Genomic DNA, 20453 nt, shown 5'->3' with positions numbered 1-20453 from the left:
ATGTTCACAGGTATTATTGAAGAGATTGGCACGATCCATTCTGTAAAAGAGTCAAGTGAAGGGTACGTTGTGACAATACAAGCAAAGAAAGTTCTTGAGGATGTTCAGCTAGGAGATAGTATCTCAGTAAATGGTATTTGTTTGACGGTAACCTCTTTCGGGCAAACTTCATTCACTGTCGATGTCATGCCTGAAACACTGAAATCTACGAATTTAAAACGTATTGGCTCCGGTGATCCGGTTAATCTTGAACGAGCAATGGCAGCAGGTGGACGTTTTGGAGGTCATTTCGTTTCCGGGCACATTGATGGAGTAGGTAAAATAGTGAAGAAAACGACAAAGCATAATGCGATTTACTATGAGATAGAGGCTCCTGATGATTTGCAGTCCTATTTCATGAACAAAGGATCTGTTGCAGTGGATGGAACGAGCCTTACGATATTTGGCGTCACAGACCGAACGTTTACGTTATCACTTATCCCGCATACGGTACAAGAGTCCGTTCTTGGTCATAAGAATGAAGGCGATCAAGTTAATATAGAGGCAGATATGCTAGCAAAATATGTGGATCATTTACTTGAAAGAAAAGCAGAGCAAACGTCCAAAGGGAAGTTGACGATGGAGTTTTTAACGGATAACGGATTTTAAAGTGTTCGTTACGGATGATCGGAATGATAAGTAAGGAGATATTTGAAAGGGTGGTGACCTCAATATGTTTGACCGTATAGAGGAAGCAATTTATGAATTGATGCAAGGTAATGTGGTCATTGTATGTGATGATGAGGATCGGGAAAATGAGGGGGACTTCATCTCACTCGCTGATCGAGTAACACCTGAAGTGATCAATTTTATGGTGACCCATGGTCGTGGTCTTGTATGTACTCCGATTACTGAAGACCTTGCAAGCAAATTAGAACTCAATCCAATGGTAAATCACAATACAGATCCACACGGGACGGCATTTACGGTAAGTATCGACCACAAATCGTCAACTACTGGCATTTCTGCACAGGAAAGGGCAACTACAATTCAACAGTTATTAAATCCGAAGTCAGTACCTTCAGACTTTAAAAGACCAGGCCACGTCTTTCCTTTAATCGCTAAGCAAGGCGGCGTTTTGAGAAGAGCAGGTCACACTGAAGCAGCTGTAGACTTGGCACGACTTTCTGGAGCAGAGCCAGCGGGAGTTATTTGTGAAATCATGAATGAAGATGGCACGATGGCAAGGGTGCCTGACTTACGAAAGATTGCAGATGAATACGATTTGAAGATGATCACAATCAAGGATCTCATCCAATACCGAAACCGAAAAGATAAGCTTGTTCAAAAGGAAATTGAAATTACTCTACCAACGGCGTTCGGGGAGTTCCGTGCCATCGGTTATTCAAATATCCTTGATCAAAAGGAACACATCGCACTTATAAAAGGAGAAATTATCCCTGATGAACCTACATTAGTTCGTGTTCATTCTGAATGTTTGACAGGGGATGCATTTGGTTCGTTCAGATGTGATTGTGGTCCCCAATTACACGCAGCCTTGTCCCAGATTGAACAAGAAGGAAATGGTGTACTCCTCTATATGAGACAAGAAGGCAGAGGGATCGGTCTTTTAAATAAAATGAAGGCTTACAAGCTACAGGAAGAGGGCTATGACACAGTTGAAGCTAATGAAAAGCTTGGTTTTGCACCTGATCTGCGTGATTATGGTATCGGAGCACAAATTTTAAGAGATCTAGGTATCTCTAAAATGAACCTCCTTACAAATAACCCGAGGAAGATCAAAGGCTTAAGTGGGTATGGTTTAGAAGTGCTCGATCGAGTGCCGATCCAACTACCACATAGGGATGAGAATGAAAAGTATTTAAGAACAAAACACAGCAAGTTAGGTCACATGCTTCACTTTTAAAAAGTGAATCGCAACATATATAGGTGACAACACAGAAATAAGTGGTGAATTAAGAGGAATATACAAATTAGGAGGAATAATATTATGGGTACAACATTTGAGGGACATTTAGTAGGAACGAATTTAAAAGTAGGGATTGTTGTAGGTCGATTTAATGAATTCATAACTGGGAAATTATTGTCAGGTGCTGAGGATGCATTGAAACGCCATGGTGTAAATGAAGAGGACGTTGATATCGCATGGGTTCCAGGTGCATTTGAAATTCCATTGATTGCAAAGAAGATGGTAGATTCGAATAAGTATGACGCGGTAATTACATTAGGAACTGTCATTCGAGGTTCTACTCCACACTTCGATTATGTATGTAGCGAGGTTTCGAAAGGGGTTTCTAGTCTTGCAATCAATTCTGGTGTACCTGTCATATTCGGTGTGCTAACAACAGATTCTATCGAACAAGCGGTAGAAAGAGCGGGAACGAAAGCTGGAAACAAAGGTTGGGAAGCTGCTGTTTCAGCTATTGAAATGGGTAATCTTTGCAGGTCGTTCAATAAATAGGCTTGTAAAAAGGTGTTTACCAAGATCTATAGAATGTTATACTTATATAGACTAAAATTAGCAACTTTAAAGAAGTTTCGCTATAATGAATGTGACTATATTGAACTTTATCAGTAGTATTCTTAAGAGGTTGGAACTGTATGAACAATAAAAAGCAAGAACGAATACTATTCATTGTAGTAATAATCGTTGCATTCCTCTTACTATTGTCACTCGTAGGGAAGTTATTTCGATAATGAGGGAGAACTTATGTTAATCCGTTATAAGCGTAACTATGAAAAAATTGCAATGGGACTTCTATCGTTCATGCCGAACGAAAAAGATCTCAAGAAGCTGCAACAAACCGTCAAGCAATATGAAACAGAGTCCGAATACCAATTGTTTCTTTGGAAAGAAGGCGAAGATATCATTGGCATTGTAGGCTTAAATATGAAAGACGGGGTTGCAGAATTACAACATGTCAGTGTAAATCCATCCCATCGACACCAAGGAATCGGCAAGAAAATGGTCGATGCACTTAAGAAAGTACTGAAGGATGAATATACTTTATCTGCAAATGAAGAAACCCACTCATTCTTCGAGCGTTGTGAAGATGGTGAAATTAAGCTGGAGAATGACCAATAAGAAACGGAAAGGATTATCCTTCCCGTTTCTTTTTTCTAATGGCGTGTTGTTCAAGTCGTTCTTTAATAACAGGCTTTCGATCTCTTAGCGTATGTTTATGAATCAAATAGTCATTATCCAAGTCGCTTGGCATGCCATACGTACACTCAATTTCCTGACATTTCTGTTCACATAGTGCACGGAGGTCCTTATCTAATAAGGGGAAGTTAAAGCTATGATAGGGTTGTTGATTGGTTATTTCATTTAGGCGTGTGCGGAGTTCGGACATTAATACATTTACATCTATACCGAGTGAGATCAATTTCGATTGGTTTGTTTCCACGATGTTCAACGCACTTTTCATCATTCTCTTTGCACCTGAGAAATTATTTCTTCTTTGGTGGTACAAAGCTACTGCAATCTGGATCAGTCCTACCCAATGATGTTTTTCTTGCTCTTTTGGGACAGACTTCCAGTATTCTTCTAAAATTTCATGGCATTCAAAGTAATCTCTTAAACCATGAAAATGAACTAAGTAATCGATATATGCTTTCGGGTACATCTAATGGATCCCTCCATTCTTTACGTATTAGTTTATCATAATTACTTCCCTTCTTGAAAAGAAGCAAATTGTGAAGGGGTATCCTGTGTGCTATAATATCGACATATTTTTAAGTCTATATAAATAATAGAATATGAAAATGGGGAACATTTCATGACGCAATATAATGTTAGACTGGATGCATTTGAAGGTCCGCTTGATTTATTACTACATTTAATCAATCGGTATGAGATCGATATTTATGACATTCCAGTTTCACAAATTACAGAGCAATACTTAGAATATATACATACGATGAAAGAGTTACAGTTGGATGTTGCTAGTGAATACTTAGTGATGGCAGCTTCGTTACTAGCTATAAAAAGTAAAACGCTACTTCCAAAACATGATGAAGGACAATTGGATCAGCAAATTGAAATGGAAATGGAAGATGATCCTCGAGAGGATCTCGTTCGTCGCTTAATTGAGTATCGAAAATTCAAGGAGGCTTCTTCTTATTTAAGAGAAAATGAGGGGAAAAGAAGTCTAACCTTCTCGAAACCACCTTCCAATTTAGATCATATAGAAACAACATCAGCACCTGTCAATCCGGTTTCAAATATGACCATCTACGATCTAGTTGGTGCTTTTCAATCTATATTTGATAAAAAACAAAAAAAGAATCGGAAAACACCCACGACAAAAATCGATCGACAAGATATACCAATTGATACTCGTATGAATGAGATAGTCATAGAGCTAAGCGGACGGACAGGAAAACAATCTTTTCAGAGTCTATTTCCTTACCCTAGTCGGGATCATATGGTTGTGACATTCTTGGCGATACTGGAATTAATGAAGACACGACAAATACGATGTGAACAACAGAAGAATTTCCAAGATATTATGATTCATTTAGTAGAGGAGGATCAGAGTTGACAACAAGAATAGAACAAAAAGCAATTATAGAAGGATTACTCTTCGTTGTAGGTGATGAAGGATTAGAAAGTAAGCAGGCTGCTGATATCCTCCAAATTGAACAATCACAAGCTGAAAGTATCATCCAAGAGATGAAGCAAGATTATCAATCGGATGAACGAGGGATAGAAATTGTTGAAATCGCGGGTGGATATCAATTTTCCACGAAGGCAAAGCATATCAACTATTACGAAAAATTTGTGGAATCACCTACGACCGGTTCACTGTCACAAGCGGCTTTAGAAACTTTAGCAATCATTGCATATAAACAACCGATTACAAGAGCAGAAATTGAAGATATACGAGGAGTCAAAACAGAGAAACCCCTTCAAACACTTGCCTCGAAAGAATTGGTGAAAGAAGTAGGAAGAGCTGAAGGGACTGGACGCGCCATTTTATATGGAACAACACGTGATTTTCTAGAGTATTTTGGTTTGAAGACAATTGAAGACCTACCGCATTTACCAGACCATGTTGAAGATGATTCGATTGAAACGGAAGCAGATTTATTCTTCGAAAACTTCCAAAATGCGATTGGTCCTAATAATGAGGAGGAATAATTGATGAAGGTAACGGCTATTGCTAGTGAAGAGTTAGAGAAGTCTAAATCAAATTCACCGGAAGAGTTTTTCAGTCGTTCAGATGTTACTTTTGAAGATGAAGGTAAGCATAAGACCCTTTCCGTCTTGTATGTTCGATACTTCGATGAGCAATTATTGGAACAAACCAGCATACAATCAAACCCAGTCTTTGAAGTGAATGGGAAAGGGATGTACATTCGAGATTTGGTAGCCTTACTTGCTTTGAAGAAAAACCCTGAATACCGAAAACGATACAGAGTTTACATAAATGAAGAGGATCAATTTCTATCCCTCTTTGAAAGTGTTGAACAAAGCGCCCTAGAAGAAATGGTAAAGCAAATACATGAACATGGCTATTTAGAGATTTAAGTCTATATCAAAAAGGATTGAACTATTCCGTACAGGTTGTTATTTGAAGCCACACGGTTAAGTACAATCCTTTTTGCTTCCAATGATATAGGTAAGGGTTATCCGAGTGACCCTGAGTATACGGTGACACCGATAATCACCAGTAGGACAAATAACACGACAAGTAGTATGAAACCTTTTCCGAATCCATCTGACATGAGATGTTCCCCCTCTTCCTAAACAGTCATTCACCCATAATATATGTATATGTCTAGTAGGCGGACTAGACGAATGCACCAATTTTACATAAATCATGTAAATTGGTACAAACTTATAACATTCTTAATGAATTAGAGGTGGTATGATGCCATACATTCTATCAGTCGGTACATGTAATGCTGAACATAAAGTCAGTCAAACTGAAACGGTATCGTTTGCTTATGAAATGTTTAAGGATCATTTCTCTAATATCGATCGATTATTGAAGGTATTTGATAATGGACAAGTCCAATCTCGGTATTTTGTGAAAGATGTGGATTGGTACAAGGAACCACACTCATTAAAAGTCAAAAATGACTTATACATAAACAAATCGATTGAATATAGTATAAAAGCTATTGAAAATTGTCTGGATTCGATTGGTGTTCCTTATCACGAAATCGATGCCATCATTTTTGTTTCATCTACAGGCTTTTCGACTCCGAGTATTGAGGCAAGGATTATGAATAAGATGCCTTTTTCTAGTAATACGAAGAGAATCCCTATATGGGGACTGGGGTGTGCTGGGGGAGCTTCAGGACTTTCTAGAGCACACGATTATTGTAAAGCGTATCCTGATTCTAAAGTGTTGCTAGTATGTGTGGAGCTCTGCAGTTTAACCTTTCAGCACGACGATTACTCCAAAAGTAATTTGATTGGTACCTCATTATTCGCAGATGGTGTAGCAGCTGTATTAGTAATTGGAGAGGACGTTAAGCAAAATGAGTTCAAGTATGATGAAACCACCTATGTAAGGACAGTAGCGACACAGTCTACACTCAAGCCTGACTCTGAAGAGGTCATGGGGTGGGATGTTAAGGATAATGGCCTCAATGTTGTATTTTCAAAGGATATTCCGACGATTGTGGATCAATGGATGAATCCGACGATCCACCAATTTTTAATAGATCAAAAGCTCGAAATGGAACAAATTAAACATTTAGTGGCGCATCCAGGAGGTATTAAAGTTCTTGAAGCGTATAAAAGTGCTCTATCTATAGATGATGAAAAGATTGAGGATGCTTTATACATTTTGAAGCGTTATGGAAACATGTCATCCGTTACAGTTCTTTATGTTCTCCAACGATTTTTACAAAAAGATATTAATGTTGGGGATTTAGGATTACTTATGGCATTAGGACCTGGTTTTAGTTCTGAAATATTGCTATTAGAATGGACGAATTAAACAATGGAGAGGTGAACGGTTTGGTATTTGCATTCATCTTCATATTTTTGATCATCCAAAGGCTAGTCGAACTGCTCGTTGCGAGACGAAATGAAACAATCATGAAAGAAAAGGGTGCGAAGGAATATGGATCAAAGCACTACAAGTTAATCGTTATATTACATACTGGCTTTCTGATTTCTCTGTGGATAGAAGTTTATTACCGTGAATTTGACCTTTCTCTGTATTTTCCGATCCTGTTCATTATGTTCCTTTTACTCCAAGTTTTAAGAGTATGGACGATACGTTCATTAGGATACTTCTGGAATACGAAGATTATCATTCTACCTGGTGCGAATGTGATTAAGAAAGGTCCGTTTCAATATTTAAGACATCCTAATTACGTCATTGTTGCGATGGAACTATTCGTAATTCCCCTCATGTTTAATGCCTTCTTTACAGCGTTTGTATTTTCTCTTTTCAATGCCATACTGATTAGATTTGTGAGAATTCCTGCAGAGGAAAAAGCGCTCATTCAAAACGCGAACTACCAATCTGCGTTCAGTCAGACACATCGATTTATGCCATCAAATCCTAAACCAAACAAAAATTAGTGTTCGGTAATATTATTATGTAAATAAATATATTTTTCATATCTCGTCCTTTCTAGCATAAACTTGTACAAAACGTGCTAAGGGACGGGATGTTATGGTAGAAGCTCCGATTAAATTAACAATCCAACTCGGTTTAGTGATCTTATTACTATTTATCCTACCGACTCAAAATATTGCTGCTTCTTCTCCTGGCGTTCATGCCCAAGGTGCCATTTTGATGGAGCAAGATTCAGGTAGAGTTTTGTACGGAAAAAGAGAGCATGAGAAGATGAGAATTGCGAGCATAACGAAGATCATGACCGCAATACTAGCGATAGAATCAGGAAAAATGGATGAGACAGCTAAAGTAACTGAAAGAGCAACTTTAGCAGAAGGATCCTCTATTTATTTGAAGAAAAATGAAAAAATAAAACTAGAGCACTTAGTTTATGGATTAATGCTCCGCTCTGGGAATGATTCTGCAGTTGCGATTGCTGAACATGTAGGTGGAAGCTTAGAAGGATTCGTTTATTTGATGAATGCAAAAGCTGAAGAAATTGGCATGAAGAATTCGTATTTCTCTAATCCGCACGGTCTTGATGATAGTGAACATCATTATTCAACTGCTTATGATATGGCGCTCTTAACTCGGTATGCGATGTCCAATTCAGAATATAGGAAAATTGCAGGCACAAGTAAATATCGTGCTCCGCAAGATGGTGAGAAATGGGACCGAATTTGGACAAATAAGAACAAGTTACTAAGAATGTACAAATATTCGACGGGTGGCAAGACTGGATTTACATCCCTAGCGAAAAGAACGCTTGTTTCGACCGCTGCTAAAGATGGTTTGGAGTTAGTTGCAGTAACGTTAAATGACGGAAATGATTGGAATGACCATATGAATTTATTTAATTGGGCATTCAGCCATTATGATTTCGTTTCTATCGTGCAGAAGGGTAAAATATCGGGTCTTGAAAATAAACATTATAAAGGAAAAGTTGAAGCTGCTCGGACCTTTTCATACCCACTGACGGAGGAAGAACGATCGCTTGTCAAAAATGAGATTACTTTAATACAACCACCTGATAAAGGGAAGTGGAAAAATCCACCTAGTCGTGTAGGGACATTAAAAGTATATTTAAACAATCAACAAATAGGTGTTTTGCCTTTATATATGAAAGGTACCTATGAGGAGTTGGAAGAGGAAACTTTCTGGAACACCGTAAAGGATGTTGTTACGAAATTCTTCATGATTACGGTGCCTTATGGTTAACCTAATCTGGGTTTTCATGTTTGTATTTGGCATCATTTATGCAGCGATAAATGGGACGATGGAAGAAGTGAACAAAGTATTGTTTACAAGTGCTCAAGAGGCAGTAACAATTAGTCTAGGCTTAATTAGTATACTCGTATTCTGGTTAGGTTTGATGAACATTGCCAAACAAGCAGGTTTACTCCATAAATTAACATCCTTATTCAAACCGTTTGTTCGGAGATTGTTTCCTGAGATTCCACCCGATCACCCTGCAATGGGTTATATTCTTTCAAATATGGTTGCCAATCTTTTTGGTCTAGGTAATGCAGCAACACCGATGGGTATTAAAGCTATGGAGCAAATGAAAAGGTTAAATGATGATCGAGATGATGTGAGTCGGTCAATGATCACGTTTCTAGCCATTAACACTTCAAGTTTAACGATTATACCCACGACAGTTATTGCGATCCGGATGAATTACGGTTCTGTCTCGCCTACTGATATTGTAGCAACGACGTTAATGGCTACCACTTGTTCTACTTTAGCAGCGATATTAATTGACCGGTATTTTCATAGACGGCGAGTTATGAAAAGGAGGCAATGAACATGGGTGCAGTTTCCACAATCTCCATATGGATCATGCCTTGTTTAATTGGATTTGTGCTCGTATATGGGACATTTAAGAAAGTTTCCACTTATGAGGCATTTGTTGAAGGGGGTAAAGAGGGTTTTTCCATTGCTGTTTCTATCATTCCATATTTAGTAGGCATGCTTGTGGCGATCACGGTCTTTAGAGCTTCTGGCGCATTGGATTTTCTTATCTCCTCCTTTCAACCGTTTCTTGCTATAGTTGGAGTCCCTTCAGACATCGTTCCTTTAGCTTTAATTCGTCCAATATCTGGTACAGGTGCGCTTGCTATGACGTCAGATTTGATTGCAACCCATGGACCAGACTCTTTTATTGGTCGTCTCGCCTCCACTATGCAAGGGAGTACAGATACGACATTATACATTTTGACGGTTTACTTTGGGGCAGTTGGGATTAGAAAAATGGGAGATGCATTGAAAGTTGGGCTTTTGGCCGATTTTGTCGGAATTATTAGTGCGATCGTATTTGTGACGATTGTTTTTGGTTAATAAAATAGGAATTGTAGGGGGGTGTCCCAAAACATCTTTGAAAGAAGTTGTATGGGGCATCCTATTTTAGTTTAAATAGGGTTAATGTGCATATATCGAGATTATCGTGCATATATCGAGATTATCGTGCATATATTGAGATTATCGTGCATAACGAGTTAAACTCAAAAAATAGGAGCTTCCCATTAAGGACATCTTAATCCTTTTGGGTCAGCTCCTTTTTTTGTTGCCGTCAGCCTATTTTTTCAATAATCGAGAACAATCGAAATAAACTCACTTTTCCAACATTAAGTGACATCTGCCGGCAATACTTGAGAATTCAAACACCGAAGAGTATGATTGAGAATGAGGTGAAAGTATGGAACGATTACAGAAAGTTATCGCGCAAGCAGGGATTACTTCCCGAAGAAAAGCTGAAAAATTAATTGAAGATGGTCAAGTGAAAGTGAATGGAAAAACCGTGAAGGAACTTGGCACGAAAGTATCACCTTCCGATGAAATAGAAGTTGACGGGGTGCCGATCGATAAAGAAGAACCGGTATATTTTCTATTCTATAAGCCATCAGGAGTCATTTCGAGTGTGAAAGATGAGAAAGGCAGAAAAGTCGTGACCGATTATTTTGCAGAGATCGAGCAACGAATCTTTCCAGTTGGTCGATTGGATTATGATACATCAGGCTTGCTTCTACTAACTAATGATGGGGATTTTGCAAATACGCTTATGCATCCTAAATTCCATGTAGATAAACATTACGTTGCAAAGGTCAGAGGTATTCCATCGAAAGAAGAACTTCGAAAACTATCGAATGGTATTCGCTTGGAAGACGGATATACCGCTCCAGCTAAAGTGAAGCTTAAGAGCATGGATCGTCGGAAAAATACAGCCATCATTGAAATGACTATTCATGAAGGTAGAAACCGTCAAGTACGTAGAATGTTTGAAGCGATTGGTTATCCAGTCCAAAAGCTGAAAAGGGAAGGGTATGGCTATCTAAATCTTAACGGCCTGAATCCTGGAGAAGCACGTGAGTTGACACCACATGAAGTTAAACAAATTCGCAATCTTGCTGTCACATAAAAGTCAAAAAAATCCCATGAATACTGGACAATTTAGAGGTATAGTAGGAAGGGTAGAAGATTAGATTGGAGCGATTACCATTATGAATAAACGAAAGCGGTTAGTGATGCGTTCTGTCATATTGGTTGTAATTGCCCTTGCCCTAGGTTATACACTTTTTCAAACTGTATTTAGTGACAAAAAAGAGCCGGTAGCAGTTGGAGACACTGCGCCGAACTTTGCATTAAAAAACTTAGACGGAAAAGAAGTAGAACTTGAAGATTACAAAGGGAAAGGCGTTTTCTTGAATTTTTGGGGTACATATTGTCCACCTTGTGAAAAAGAAATGCCGGCAATTCAACGCCAATACGAAAAGTATAAAGATCAAGGCGTAGTAGTTCTTGCTGTTGATATCGCTGAAACTAAATTAACAGTAAAAAAATTCGTTGATGAAAAGAACCTTACATTCCCAGTCGTTTTAGACCAACAAAGAGAAGTTGTAGATGTGTACGGTGTGGGAAATCTACCAGCAACGTATCTGATTAGTCCAGAAGGTAAGGTCATAGATAAGATAACGGGAGAATTAAATGATACACGTGTTCGAAATTACATGGAACAAATTAAACCATAACGGGGTGTTCAAATGGAGAAAATTAAGTGCGAATGCGGCCATCTGAATCCCTACGGTACGGTTCTTTGTGAATCCTGTGGGAATCCGATTCAAGAGGATTCATCTAAGAAACAGCTCGTTAATATGAGATATGAGGGGACAGCTAGACGTTCTCAAACCTATAACGCGAATGTTATCGACAAGATATGGAATTTCTTCTCAAGCGTTAAGGTTGGTGTTTGGTTGATCGTCATCACCTTGATTGCGTCAGCAGTAGGCACGATCTTCCCTCAAAAAATGTATATACCGACTCAAGCCCAGACGAATCCGGCTGCATATTACGAAGAAGAATATGGCATTCTGGGTGAGATTTATTACGTCTTAGGGTTTCACAATCTATATAGCTCTTGGTGGTTTGTACTGTTATTAGGCCTGATTGGTGTTTCAATTACCGTTGCAAGTATCGATAGAGGTATCCCTTTATATCGAACGTTGAAAAATCAAAGAGTGACGAAGCATGATAACTTTCTAAAAAAACAACGCTTGTTTACAACGACGAAACGACCTGAAGATGTTGACCAATTTATTGAAGAAGTGATTTTCCGTTTGAAGGAAAAACGCTATCGTGTGCGTAGAGAAAAAGGGAACATTTTAGCAGAGAAAGGTCGCTTTTCCAGATGGGGTCCTTATGTCAACCACGTAGGTCTCATCATATTCCTAATCGGATCCATGCTTCGTGTCGTTCCAGGGTTATACTTAGACACAGACATGTGGGTACGGGAAGGTGAAACGAAAGCAATAAAGGGGACGGATCAGCAGTACTACCTTAAGCATGAAAAATTCACGTATGAAGAGTATGATCCTAATGAAGAACGTTTCTCTGATGCGATTAACCGTGTTGGTGGATCAGTCGTTAAGAACTATCAAAGTGATGTCGTTCTATATAAAGCTGAAGAAAAGCTCCCTGGTGCAAAGCCAGAATTAACAAAAGTAAAAGAATATCCGATACAAGTGAACAAACCACTACAATTTGATGGATATTCTGTATACCAAGTGGACTATAGAAACGAAATGAGTGAAATGAGTTTCGAATTTCAAAATAAAGAAACTGAGAAGTCGATTGGGAAATTTTCAGTTGATTTAAATGATCCAAAGAACGAATATGATTTAGGTAATGGAAACAAAGTGGTATTAAATAACTATTATCCTGATTTTTATTTCGATTCTGAAACGAACAAACCTTCAACCAAAACGAATGTACCTAATAATCCAGCTTTTATTTTCAAGATGATTACACCTGAAACGCCAGAAGGGGAAATTGCATTCATTGGAATTAGGCAAAACCTAGAACCGTCGGGTGAAAATCAGTATAAAATTGCATTTGATGGAATTGACACTGATTTCATTACAGGTCTTACCGTATCAAGAGATTATACACTACCGATTATATTCATCGGTGGCATTATCTTTATGATTGGCGTCATTCAAGGGTTATATTGGAACCATCGACGTGTTTGGTTTAAGTTAAATAAGGACGAGCTATGGATTGCCGCTCATACGAATAAGAATTGGCATGGCATCAAAAGAGAATTACAAGACATCACAGACAAATTGCATGTAAATCCATTAGTAGATCAACAGGAAGAAAAGAAATAACGGAAGAAAGGAGGAATTTTAGATGGCTGAATTAAGTAGTAGTTTATTGTATGCCGCTTTTATCATTTACTTTATTGCTACAGCATTTTTTGGAGCAGCTTTAACAATCAAGAACAAAGATGGCAAGACAATTAATAAATGGGGAAAGTGGGGTTATATACTTTCTATCACAGGGTTTGCTTCACAACTAGGTTACTTTATTACAAGGTGGATTGCTTCAGGACATGCTCCAGTAAGTAATCTCTTTGAATTTACAACCTTCTTTGGCATGATGATGGTATTTGGATTTATTGTCATTTATGCTATTTATCGGCTGAATGTGTTAGGTGTTTTTGCAATGCCGATTGCACTACTCATCATTGCTTATGCAAGCATGTTTCCAAGAGAAATAGAGCCTTTAATTCCAGCGCTTCAAAGTAACTGGTTGAAGATTCACGTTACAACTGCAGCTTTAGGTGAAGGGATTCTTGCCATTAGTTTTGTGGCTGGACTCATTTATTTAATTGCAACAATTGATCAATCAAAAGGGTCGAAAAAGACTGGCTGGTTAGAGTTTGTGCTTTATTCGCTTTTAAGTACACTAGGATTCATACTCGTCTCGGTTTCATTTGGATTAGCAGATTACGAAACCACTTTCCAATGGATTAACGAAAGTGACAATCAAGCAGAACTAGTTTACGAAATGCCTGCCATTTCAGGTCCTCATGATGGAGAGATTATTTCTGGTGAAAAGTTCGGACCTTTATTTGAAGCGCCTGCGTGGATGGAAGGAATCGATGCACCAAAGAAATTGAACACATTTATATGGTCTATGTTATCTGGCCTCATCCTTTATGCTTTGTTGAGACTCGTCCTGAGAAAGAGAATCGGTGCCGCTTTAAAGCCCAAGCTATCGAATATAAACACCCAATTAGTAGACGAGATTAGTTATCGAGCAGTTGCAATTGGATTTCCTGTCTTTACATTAGGTGCTTTAATATTCGCAATGATCTGGGCACAAGAAGCTTGGACAAGATTTTGGGGATGGGATCCGAAAGAAGTATGGGCACTTATTACGTTCTTATTTTACGCAGCATATCTGCATTTACGTTTGACAAGAGATTGGCATGGTGAAAGATCTGCATGGTTATGTGTCCTCGGGTTTGTCATCATCATGTTCAATTTAATAGCTGTAAACCTTGTTATTGCTGGGTTACATTCTTATGCTTAACCAAAAACCTTCACGTATTGTGGAGGTTTTCTTTCCAATTGGAAAGGATAATAAATGGATATAGGAAGTAGGAGGGTTTGTGTACAATGGAAAACGATCTAAGAGTATTAGTTGTAGATGATGAGGAACGAATTCGTAAATTACTTCGTATGTACCTAGAACGTGAAAATTTCGAAGTTGTTGAAGCCGAAGATGGCGAGACAGCCTTAGAAGAAGCAATGGCATCCGAGTTTGATATTATCCTGTTAGATTTAATGTTGCCTGAAATGGATGGAATAGAGGTTTGTGAAGAATTGCGTAAGGAGAAAGCGACTCCTATCATAATGCTCACTGCAAAAGGTGAAGAATCCAATCGTGTTCACGGATTTGAAGCAGGTGCAGATGACTATGTTGTTAAACCATTTAGTCCTAGAGAAGTTATATTACGAGTGAAAGCATTATTAAGACGATCAACCGCAACGAAGTATTTACATACAGATACGGGAAGTAAGGATCTCCTTGTGTTCCCATATTTGACGATCGACAATGATGCACACAGAGTGACGGCGGACAGTAAAGAAATCAACTTAACGCCAAAAGAATATGAACTACTCCTTTACTTAGCTAAGACCCCTGATAAAGTTTATTCTCGGGAACAACTTCTAAAAGACGTTTGGAATTATGAGTTCTTTGGTGACCTAAGGACAGTGGATACACATGTTAAACGACTTCGAGAAAAGTTGAACCGGGTATCACCCGAGGCGGCTACTATGATTTCAACTGTATGGGGAGTCGGTTATAAGTTTGAGGTGGAAGAAAAAGAATGATTTGGAGGAGTGTCGTTGGAAAGCTTTGGGGGACGATTCTCCTGCTTGTTTCAGTTGTACTATTTATCTTAACGGTTCTACTCCTTCAATTCTTTGAGAATTTAATCGTTGACAACGCTAAAGTGCAAATTTCTCAGCTTACTGGCTCAGTCGTTCAAATGATTGAAGACGAAAGAGGTTTTGAAAACTCTGAGGAGACTATTTCAGCATTAATTGACGCCCACACAAGTAATATTGTCATCGTAGGTGACAGTACGCGGTACTCACATGCTTCCAATCAAGCAAACTTGTCGCGTTTACCGTATGATATGTTTCGAGAGAATAAGGAACTTTCAAAAGTTCTGACTCAAAAAGAAGAGGTTAGTGTCCAAGGAGACTTTCCAGTCATGAATGGAAATGAGCCAGAGCATAATGAGATTCTGATTGTTGGAAAGCCTGTTCAACTTTCTGAAAATGAACAAGGAGCCGTTTTTATTTATCAATCCTTGGATCTCATACACGAAACCAATCAGAAGGCGAAACAAATTATCTATCTATCAGCCGGAATTGCAATCGTATTAATGACGATCTTTGCTTTCTTCCTTTCAACTAGAATTACAGCACCATTAAGAAAAATGAGGGAAGCAGCCCTTGAAGTGGCACAAGGGAATTTCGATACAAAAGTTCCGATTTTAACACATGACGAAATTGGAGAGCTTGCATTAACCTTCAACAGAATGGGACGTAAATTAAAGAACAACATCAATGCACTTAGTCAAGAAAAAGAGCAGTTGTCGAGTATTCTAAGTAGTATGGCAGATGGTGTAATTACTCTCGATCGTAAAGGGAAAATTCTTGTAACGAATCCACCTTCAGAGCGATTTATCCAAGCTTGGTATTATGAGCAAGGAATGATTGAGCGAGAAGGAGAAGAACTTCCAGAACAAATGAATGAACTATTTCGCCGGGTCGTTAATTTAGAACGAGAGCAGATGACCGAAATAGAATTACAAGGTCGAAGTTGGGTAGTTGTTATGACCCCGTTATATAATCAAGCGAACTTTCGGGGGGCTGTGGCTGTATTCCGTGATATGACGGATGAACGCCAGCACGATAAACTCCGTAAAGACTTTATTGCGAATGTCTCACATGAACTTAGAACGCCTATTTCTATGCTACAAGGATATAGTGAAGCGATTATAGATGATATCGCCGGGACCGAAGAAGAGAAGAAAGAGATTGCCCAAATTATTTATGATGAGTCACTAAGGATGGGTAGATTAGTAAATGAGCTATTAGACCTGGCAAGAATGGAAGCAGGTCATGTTTCTTTAGAGGAGATGGAAATTGAAATTGACGATTTCTTCACTCGTATTGTTCGAAAGTTCCAAGGATTATCTAAAGATCGGGAAATAGATCTGCAGTTATCAACACCTGCCCGTCCATTTAGCGTTTTTGCAGATCCTGATCGTTTGGAACAAGTCATGACGAACCTCGTTGACAATGCGATAAGGCACACCGACAAGGGCGGTAAAGTATACGTTAATGTAGTGGACCAATCAGGTGGAATGCTTGTAGAGGTGACGGATACAGGTTCGGGAATACCGAAGGAAGATTTGCCATTTGTATTTGAACGTTTCTATAAAGCAGATAAAGCCCGTACACGTGGTCGCTCTGGAACAGGTTTAGGTCTAGCTATCGTGAAGAATATTGTAGATGCACATGACGGAAAGATTTCTGTCCATAGTAAAGTGAACGAAGGTACAACCTTCTCATTTTTCATTCCACGAAATAGTAAGAATGAAAGTAGAACTTGACGATTAATCTTGTTCCATAAGAAACTATGATGATGAGTCTTGTTCCGAGTAACAAAAAAAATAAATGTTATTTCTTGTTATAAAAATTGTCTAACCTCCATACGATATGGTCATGTGTTTGTACATATGATCAAGCTTTGTATGGAGGTTATTTTAATGTTAAAAAGAACGCTCGTCGTACTTACTATGGTTTTGTCGATGATTTATTTAAATGTCGACAATCAAGTTGTAAACGCAGTTGAAAATCGTCATAAGAGTGACAGGAATTGGGAATGGCCTGTAATGGGAATGATGACAGATGAATTTGGTACAAGAGGTGGTTCACATTTCGGTATTGATATTGCTGCTGAGAAAGGGACACCGGTCAAAAGTGTTGAAAACGGTACTGTGAGAAAATCCTATTATTCTACAACATACGGACATGTTATATTTGTTCAACACTCTAGTGGTATCGAAACGGTATATGCGCATTTAAACAAACGAAATGTAAGAGAACGAGACAAGGTTCAAAAAGGAGACATCATCGGAACCGTTGGAAGTACAGGACGATCGTATGGCAATCATCTTCATTTTGAAGTGCATAAAGAAAAATGGAATTATGAGAAAAGCAATGCAGTAGACCCGTTAGTCTTCCTGAATGAAGGTGGAAAACAAGAAGATGTCTTGGAAGTAAATAAGTTAGATAAGAGCCACGAGGAAAGAGTGGACATTAATGCGGGAGATACATTATGGTCTATTTCTCAAGTATTCAACGTGACTGTAGAAGAACTTAAACAATGGAATAACCTTGATTCTAATTTAATCATTGCTGGAAATTCACTTATCGTGTTTAAAGAAAAGTCGTAACAACGTATAATGTTTGTTAACACATTGGAAGGGATGATATTTGTGCTAACAGACTACCATAACCATCTAGAGAATGGGACGTTAACCTTGGATTATTTGAAGAAATTTATCCATAAAGCGACTGAGAAAGGAATTTCGCACTTCGGTATTTCAGAGCACGCGTATCACTTCTATCAAACAGCCAATATTCTATCGAATGACTGGGTAGAGAAGCGCAGATATTATGATATGGCGGATTATGTTTCCTTATTTGAGCAAGCGTGGAATGAACATGTTGATGTAAAAATGTCGATTGAAATGGATTATACACCTGGTAAACACCAAGAAATGGAGACGTTTATCAACCAGTACAATTTTGATTATGTGATTGGTTCAATTCATTGGGTTGATGATTTCGGTATAGATCTGTCAGAATATAAGAGTGAATGGGAAAGAAGAGATGTGTACGATGTGTACAGAGCTTACTTCGATCAAGTCGTTACACTGGCTCAATCGAACCTTTTTGATATATTAGGTCATTTTGATTTAGTGAAAATTTTCAACTATGTCCCACATCAAAAGGATTTCTTGTTAGAACAATATGATCGAGCAACAGATGCCCTGAAGGAATCAAAGACTTGTGTTGAAATAAGTACGGCTGGATTGAGAAAACCAACACAAGAAATCTATCCACATGAAGAACTATTAGCTATGTGCTATAAAAAAGGGATTCCGATTGTCCTATCCTCCGATGCTCATTTTCCAGAGCATGTTGGATTTGCCTATGATCAAGCAGTAGAATTGGCACGAAAAGTGGGATATACCAAATTGATGACATTTAATAAAGGGGAACGCAGGGAAGTGTCTCTAGGGTAAACAAATAAAATGGCTCATTTGTAAAAGAGGTCTACTCCTTACAAATGAGCCGTTTTGTGTCTATATTAATCCATTGACATCGCTGTTACAGAGGCTATATTATTTGTTTCTTGCAGTTCTTCAAGCATCGTTCCTGTTAGGGGTTGATCAAAAGAAAGAACCATTGCTGCCCCGCCACCGACTTCCTTTCTTCCTACTTGCATGGTTGCTATATTCACATCGTATTTTCCAAGCACGTTTCCTACTTTTCCAATTACACCTGGTTGATCATTGTGTGTGATAAAAACAAGATTACCCTTTGGGGTGAAATCAATGTCAAATCCGTTTAAGTTGACGACACGCCCACCTAAGCCCGGAATGAGCGTTCCTTTTATCGAAACGGAATGATGTTCTCCCAGTACAGTTACCTCGATTAAATTGGAATAACCATATGTTTGGGATGCTTTTGTTTCCCCATAACTAATCCCACGTTGTTTTGCAACGACACTGGCGTTAATTATATTCACATTTTGGTCGACTCTCGGGTTCAAGAAACCAGCCAACAGACTTCTCGTAATAGGAAGCGTTTCATGATCAGAAAGGTCTCCAGAATAACTTAATTGAATTTCATTTACAGGCGTCTTAATACATTCAGATAGGAATGCCCCTAGGCGACTCGCTAAATCAATATAAGGATAAATAAATTCATGTAAATCCTTCGAAATGGTCGGGTAATTAAGTGAATTTAGAGATGGCTCACCGAGTAAAACGTTCCTCACATCTTCACTTACTTGTTTTGCTACATGAAATTGCGCTTCCGTTGTGGATGCTGCGATATGAGGTGTGGCAATGACATGCTCATGCTGAAGTAACGCTTTATTTTGGCAAGGTTCTTCAGTAAAGACGTCTAATGCTGCCCCAGCAACATGTCCCGAATCAAGTGATTGAAGCAAATCTTCTTCATCTATAATTCCGCCACGTGCACAATTGATGAGATAGACACCTTTCTTCATCAATTCAATGGTTTCTTTATTGATTAGACTTCTTGTATCGTCATTTAAGGGTGTATGGACCGTTATGATATCCGCATTTTCTAGGACACTTTGTAAAGGTAAAGTGCTAACTTGTAGCTTTTTTGCACGTTCTTGCGTTAAGTATGGGTCATATACATGAATGTTCATTTCAAAAGCCAAAGCTCGTTTCGCAAGCTCAGTTCCGATTTTACCCATTCCGATAATACCTAGGGTCTTACCGTGTAGTTCATGACCAGTGAATTTCGACCTTTTCCATTCAAGATTTCTAATTGAACGGTTTGCTTGAGGAATATTTCGCATGAGTGATAGCATCATCGCAAACGTATGCTCTGCAGTCGAAATCGTATTTCCATTAGGTGCATTAACGACTATAATGCCACGTTCTGTGGCCGCGTCCACATCGATATTATCCACTCCAACACCTGCTCGAGCGATTATTTTTAACCGTGACATGTCATTAATAAGGTCTTCTGTAATTTTTGTCCCACTTCGAACGATAATTGCATCAATATCATTTTTATGATCGACGTCATGTATATTCTTCTCGATAAGGTGTATCCCTGACGTGTTCAATAATGGCTCTAATCCAGTTCTACTAATGGGGTCACTGATGACAATGTTGTACATGATTGCTTCACCTCATCCTTTACGTATTAATTGTTGATTGTCCTACTATTCTGA

The 20453-nt window shown here is 38.5% G+C and carries 23 protein-coding genes; 20 read left to right on the top strand and 3 right to left on the bottom strand.

Annotated features, from left to right (window positions below; all coding sequences use genetic code 11):
- The 4 genes from ribE (at position 1) to L2716_RS07825 (ending at position 3085) form a co-directional block, all read left to right on the top strand.
- Entirely contained in the window at positions 1-648 is a 648-nt protein-coding gene (gene ribE / locus L2716_RS07840) for a riboflavin synthase (RefSeq protein ID WP_236333393.1), read from the top strand.
- Between the two features lie 64 nt (positions 649-712).
- Complete coding sequence (locus L2716_RS07835) at positions 713-1906, top strand: bifunctional 3,4-dihydroxy-2-butanone-4-phosphate synthase/GTP cyclohydrolase II (protein ID WP_236333391.1); 1194 nt, start codon at positions 713-715, stop codon at positions 1904-1906.
- Positions 1907-1990: 84 nt separating this feature from the next.
- Positions 1991-2461, top strand: coding sequence for a 6,7-dimethyl-8-ribityllumazine synthase (ribH, locus tag L2716_RS07830; protein ID WP_236333389.1), 471 nt, complete (start codon positions 1991-1993; stop codon positions 2459-2461).
- A gap of 249 nt (positions 2462-2710) precedes the next feature.
- Positions 2711-3085, top strand: coding sequence for a GNAT family N-acetyltransferase (locus L2716_RS07825; RefSeq protein ID WP_236333387.1), 375 nt, complete (start codon positions 2711-2713; stop codon positions 3083-3085).
- 13 nt (positions 3086-3098) lie between these two features.
- On the opposite strand, the gene L2716_RS07820 is transcribed toward L2716_RS07825, so the two are convergent.
- Entirely contained in the window at positions 3099-3626 is a 528-nt protein-coding gene (locus L2716_RS07820; protein WP_236333385.1) for a DUF309 domain-containing protein, read from the bottom strand.
- Positions 3627-3779: 153 nt separating this feature from the next.
- On the opposite strand from L2716_RS07820, the gene L2716_RS07815 reads away from it, so the two are divergent.
- Genes L2716_RS07815 through L2716_RS07805 form a run of 3 tightly spaced genes read left to right on the top strand, consistent with a single transcriptional unit; the run spans position 3780 to position 5533 of the window.
- Positions 3780-4544, top strand: coding sequence for a segregation/condensation protein A (locus tag L2716_RS07815; RefSeq protein WP_236333384.1), 765 nt, complete (start codon positions 3780-3782; stop codon positions 4542-4544).
- Positions 4541-5143: an SMC-Scp complex subunit ScpB gene (scpB, locus tag L2716_RS07810; RefSeq protein ID WP_236333382.1), complete on the top strand. Its 603-nt coding sequence runs from the start codon at positions 4541-4543 to the stop codon at positions 5141-5143. The genes L2716_RS07815 and scpB overlap by 4 nt, the downstream gene beginning before the upstream one ends.
- A 3-nt stretch (positions 5144-5146) precedes the next feature.
- Positions 5147-5533, top strand: coding sequence for a hypothetical protein (locus L2716_RS07805; protein ID WP_236333380.1), 387 nt, complete (start codon positions 5147-5149; stop codon positions 5531-5533).
- Positions 5534-5631: 98 nt separating this feature from the next.
- Here the strand turns inward: L2716_RS07805 and L2716_RS07800 are convergent, their stop codons facing one another.
- Positions 5632-5730, bottom strand: coding sequence for a YjcZ family sporulation protein (locus L2716_RS07800; protein ID WP_236333378.1), 99 nt, complete (start codon positions 5728-5730; stop codon positions 5632-5634).
- Positions 5731-5876: 146 nt separating this feature from the next.
- Here L2716_RS07800 and L2716_RS07795 point away from each other — a divergent pair, with 146 nt between their 5' ends.
- From L2716_RS07795 to L2716_RS07735, 13 genes are all read left to right on the top strand, one after another.
- Positions 5877-6956 carry a type III polyketide synthase gene (locus L2716_RS07795; RefSeq protein WP_236333376.1) on the top strand — a complete coding sequence of 360 codons (1080 nt, stop codon included), beginning with the start codon at positions 5877-5879 and terminating at the stop codon, positions 6954-6956.
- On the top strand, positions 6944-7549 hold the full coding sequence (locus L2716_RS07790; RefSeq protein ID WP_236333374.1) for an isoprenylcysteine carboxyl methyltransferase family protein: 606 nt from the start codon (positions 6944-6946) through the stop codon (positions 7547-7549). The genes L2716_RS07795 and L2716_RS07790 overlap by 13 nt, the downstream gene beginning before the upstream one ends.
- Before the next feature lie 94 nt (positions 7550-7643).
- A complete protein-coding gene (locus tag L2716_RS07785; protein ID WP_236333372.1) occupies positions 7644-8804 on the top strand; it encodes a D-alanyl-D-alanine carboxypeptidase family protein in 1161 nt (386 codons plus the stop codon).
- Entirely contained in the window at positions 8797-9390 is a 594-nt protein-coding gene (locus L2716_RS07780; protein ID WP_236333371.1) for a nucleoside recognition domain-containing protein, read from the top strand. Before L2716_RS07785 ends, L2716_RS07780 begins: the two co-directional genes overlap by 8 nt.
- 2 nt (positions 9391-9392) lie before the next feature.
- Entirely contained in the window at positions 9393-9923 is a 531-nt protein-coding gene (locus L2716_RS07775; RefSeq protein WP_236333369.1) for a spore maturation protein, read from the top strand.
- Between the two features lie 358 nt (positions 9924-10281).
- Positions 10282-11001 (top strand): pseudouridine synthase, encoded by a 720-nt coding sequence (locus L2716_RS07770; protein ID WP_236333366.1) that lies wholly within the window; start codon positions 10282-10284, stop codon positions 10999-11001.
- An 82-nt stretch (positions 11002-11083) separates the two neighbouring features.
- Positions 11084-11611 (top strand): thiol-disulfide oxidoreductase ResA, encoded by a 528-nt coding sequence (gene resA / locus L2716_RS07765; protein WP_236333364.1) that lies wholly within the window; start codon positions 11084-11086, stop codon positions 11609-11611.
- A 12-nt stretch (positions 11612-11623) separates the two neighbouring features.
- A complete protein-coding gene (resB, locus tag L2716_RS07760; RefSeq protein ID WP_236333363.1) occupies positions 11624-13246 on the top strand; it encodes a cytochrome c biogenesis protein ResB in 1623 nt (540 codons plus the stop codon).
- A 22-nt stretch (positions 13247-13268) separates the two neighbouring features.
- Positions 13269-14456: a c-type cytochrome biogenesis protein CcsB gene (gene ccsB / locus L2716_RS07755; RefSeq protein WP_236333362.1), complete on the top strand. Its 1188-nt coding sequence runs from the start codon at positions 13269-13271 to the stop codon at positions 14454-14456.
- An 86-nt stretch (positions 14457-14542) separates the two neighbouring features.
- Positions 14543-15262, top strand: a complete 720-nt coding sequence (locus tag L2716_RS07750; protein WP_236333360.1) for a response regulator transcription factor — start codon at positions 14543-14545, stop codon at positions 15260-15262.
- Positions 15259-17058 (top strand): ATP-binding protein, encoded by a 1800-nt coding sequence (locus L2716_RS07745; protein ID WP_236333358.1) that lies wholly within the window; start codon positions 15259-15261, stop codon positions 17056-17058. Before L2716_RS07750 ends, L2716_RS07745 begins: the two co-directional genes overlap by 4 nt.
- A 156-nt stretch (positions 17059-17214) precedes the next feature.
- Positions 17215-17904 carry a peptidoglycan DD-metalloendopeptidase family protein gene (locus L2716_RS07740; protein WP_236333357.1) on the top strand — a complete coding sequence of 230 codons (690 nt, stop codon included), beginning with the start codon at positions 17215-17217 and terminating at the stop codon, positions 17902-17904.
- A 42-nt stretch (positions 17905-17946) separates the two neighbouring features.
- Positions 17947-18759: a histidinol-phosphatase gene (locus tag L2716_RS07735; protein ID WP_236333354.1), complete on the top strand. Its 813-nt coding sequence runs from the start codon at positions 17947-17949 to the stop codon at positions 18757-18759.
- A gap of 65 nt (positions 18760-18824) precedes the next feature.
- Here L2716_RS07735 and serA read toward each other — a convergent pair whose 3' ends face one another.
- Complete coding sequence (serA, locus tag L2716_RS07730) at positions 18825-20399, bottom strand: phosphoglycerate dehydrogenase (protein WP_236333352.1); 1575 nt, start codon at positions 20397-20399, stop codon at positions 18825-18827.
- Positions 20400-20453: the final 54 nt, after the last annotated feature.

It is taken from the genome of Pseudalkalibacillus berkeleyi, from assembly GCF_021608225.1.
Lineage (GTDB): Bacteria > Bacillota > Bacilli > Bacillales > Fictibacillaceae > Pseudalkalibacillus > Pseudalkalibacillus berkeleyi.
The sequence above is the reverse complement of the archived record's forward strand: the minus strand, read 5'-3'. Positions and strand labels throughout refer to the sequence as shown.

Bases quoted from the DNA above. Each gene is read 5' to 3' on its own strand.
- ribE (WP_236333393.1), top strand. From the start codon at position 1: ATGTTCACAGGTATTATTGAAGAGATTGGCACGATCCATTCTGTAAAA.
- L2716_RS07835 (WP_236333391.1), top strand. From the start codon at position 713: ATGTTTGACCGTATAGAGGAAGCAATTTATGAATTGATGCAAGGTAAT.
- ribH (WP_236333389.1), top strand. From the start codon at position 1,991: ATGGGTACAACATTTGAGGGACATTTAGTAGGAACGAATTTAAAAGTA.
- L2716_RS07825 (WP_236333387.1), top strand. From the start codon at position 2,711: ATGTTAATCCGTTATAAGCGTAACTATGAAAAAATTGCAATGGGACTT.
- L2716_RS07820 (WP_236333385.1), bottom strand. From the start codon at position 3,626: ATGTACCCGAAAGCATATATCGATTACTTAGTTCATTTTCATGGTTTA.
- L2716_RS07815 (WP_236333384.1), top strand. From the start codon at position 3,780: ATGACGCAATATAATGTTAGACTGGATGCATTTGAAGGTCCGCTTGAT.
- L2716_RS07805 (WP_236333380.1), top strand. From the start codon at position 5,147: ATGAAGGTAACGGCTATTGCTAGTGAAGAGTTAGAGAAGTCTAAATCA.
- L2716_RS07800 (WP_236333378.1), bottom strand. From the start codon at position 5,730: ATGTCAGATGGATTCGGAAAAGGTTTCATACTACTTGTCGTGTTATTT.
- L2716_RS07795 (WP_236333376.1), top strand. From the start codon at position 5,877: ATGCCATACATTCTATCAGTCGGTACATGTAATGCTGAACATAAAGTC.
- L2716_RS07790 (WP_236333374.1), top strand. From the start codon at position 6,944: ATGGACGAATTAAACAATGGAGAGGTGAACGGTTTGGTATTTGCATTC.
- L2716_RS07785 (WP_236333372.1), top strand. From the start codon at position 7,644: ATGGTAGAAGCTCCGATTAAATTAACAATCCAACTCGGTTTAGTGATC.
- L2716_RS07780 (WP_236333371.1), top strand. From the start codon at position 8,797: ATGGTTAACCTAATCTGGGTTTTCATGTTTGTATTTGGCATCATTTAT.
- L2716_RS07775 (WP_236333369.1), top strand. From the start codon at position 9,393: ATGGGTGCAGTTTCCACAATCTCCATATGGATCATGCCTTGTTTAATT.
- L2716_RS07770 (WP_236333366.1), top strand. From the start codon at position 10,282: ATGGAACGATTACAGAAAGTTATCGCGCAAGCAGGGATTACTTCCCGA.
- resA (WP_236333364.1), top strand. From the start codon at position 11,084: ATGAATAAACGAAAGCGGTTAGTGATGCGTTCTGTCATATTGGTTGTA.
- resB (WP_236333363.1), top strand. From the start codon at position 11,624: ATGGAGAAAATTAAGTGCGAATGCGGCCATCTGAATCCCTACGGTACG.
- ccsB (WP_236333362.1), top strand. From the start codon at position 13,269: ATGGCTGAATTAAGTAGTAGTTTATTGTATGCCGCTTTTATCATTTAC.
- L2716_RS07750 (WP_236333360.1), top strand. From the start codon at position 14,543: ATGGAAAACGATCTAAGAGTATTAGTTGTAGATGATGAGGAACGAATT.
- L2716_RS07745 (WP_236333358.1), top strand. From the start codon at position 15,259: ATGATTTGGAGGAGTGTCGTTGGAAAGCTTTGGGGGACGATTCTCCTG.
- L2716_RS07740 (WP_236333357.1), top strand. From the start codon at position 17,215: ATGTTAAAAAGAACGCTCGTCGTACTTACTATGGTTTTGTCGATGATT.
- serA (WP_236333352.1), bottom strand. From the start codon at position 20,399: ATGTACAACATTGTCATCAGTGACCCCATTAGTAGAACTGGATTAGAG.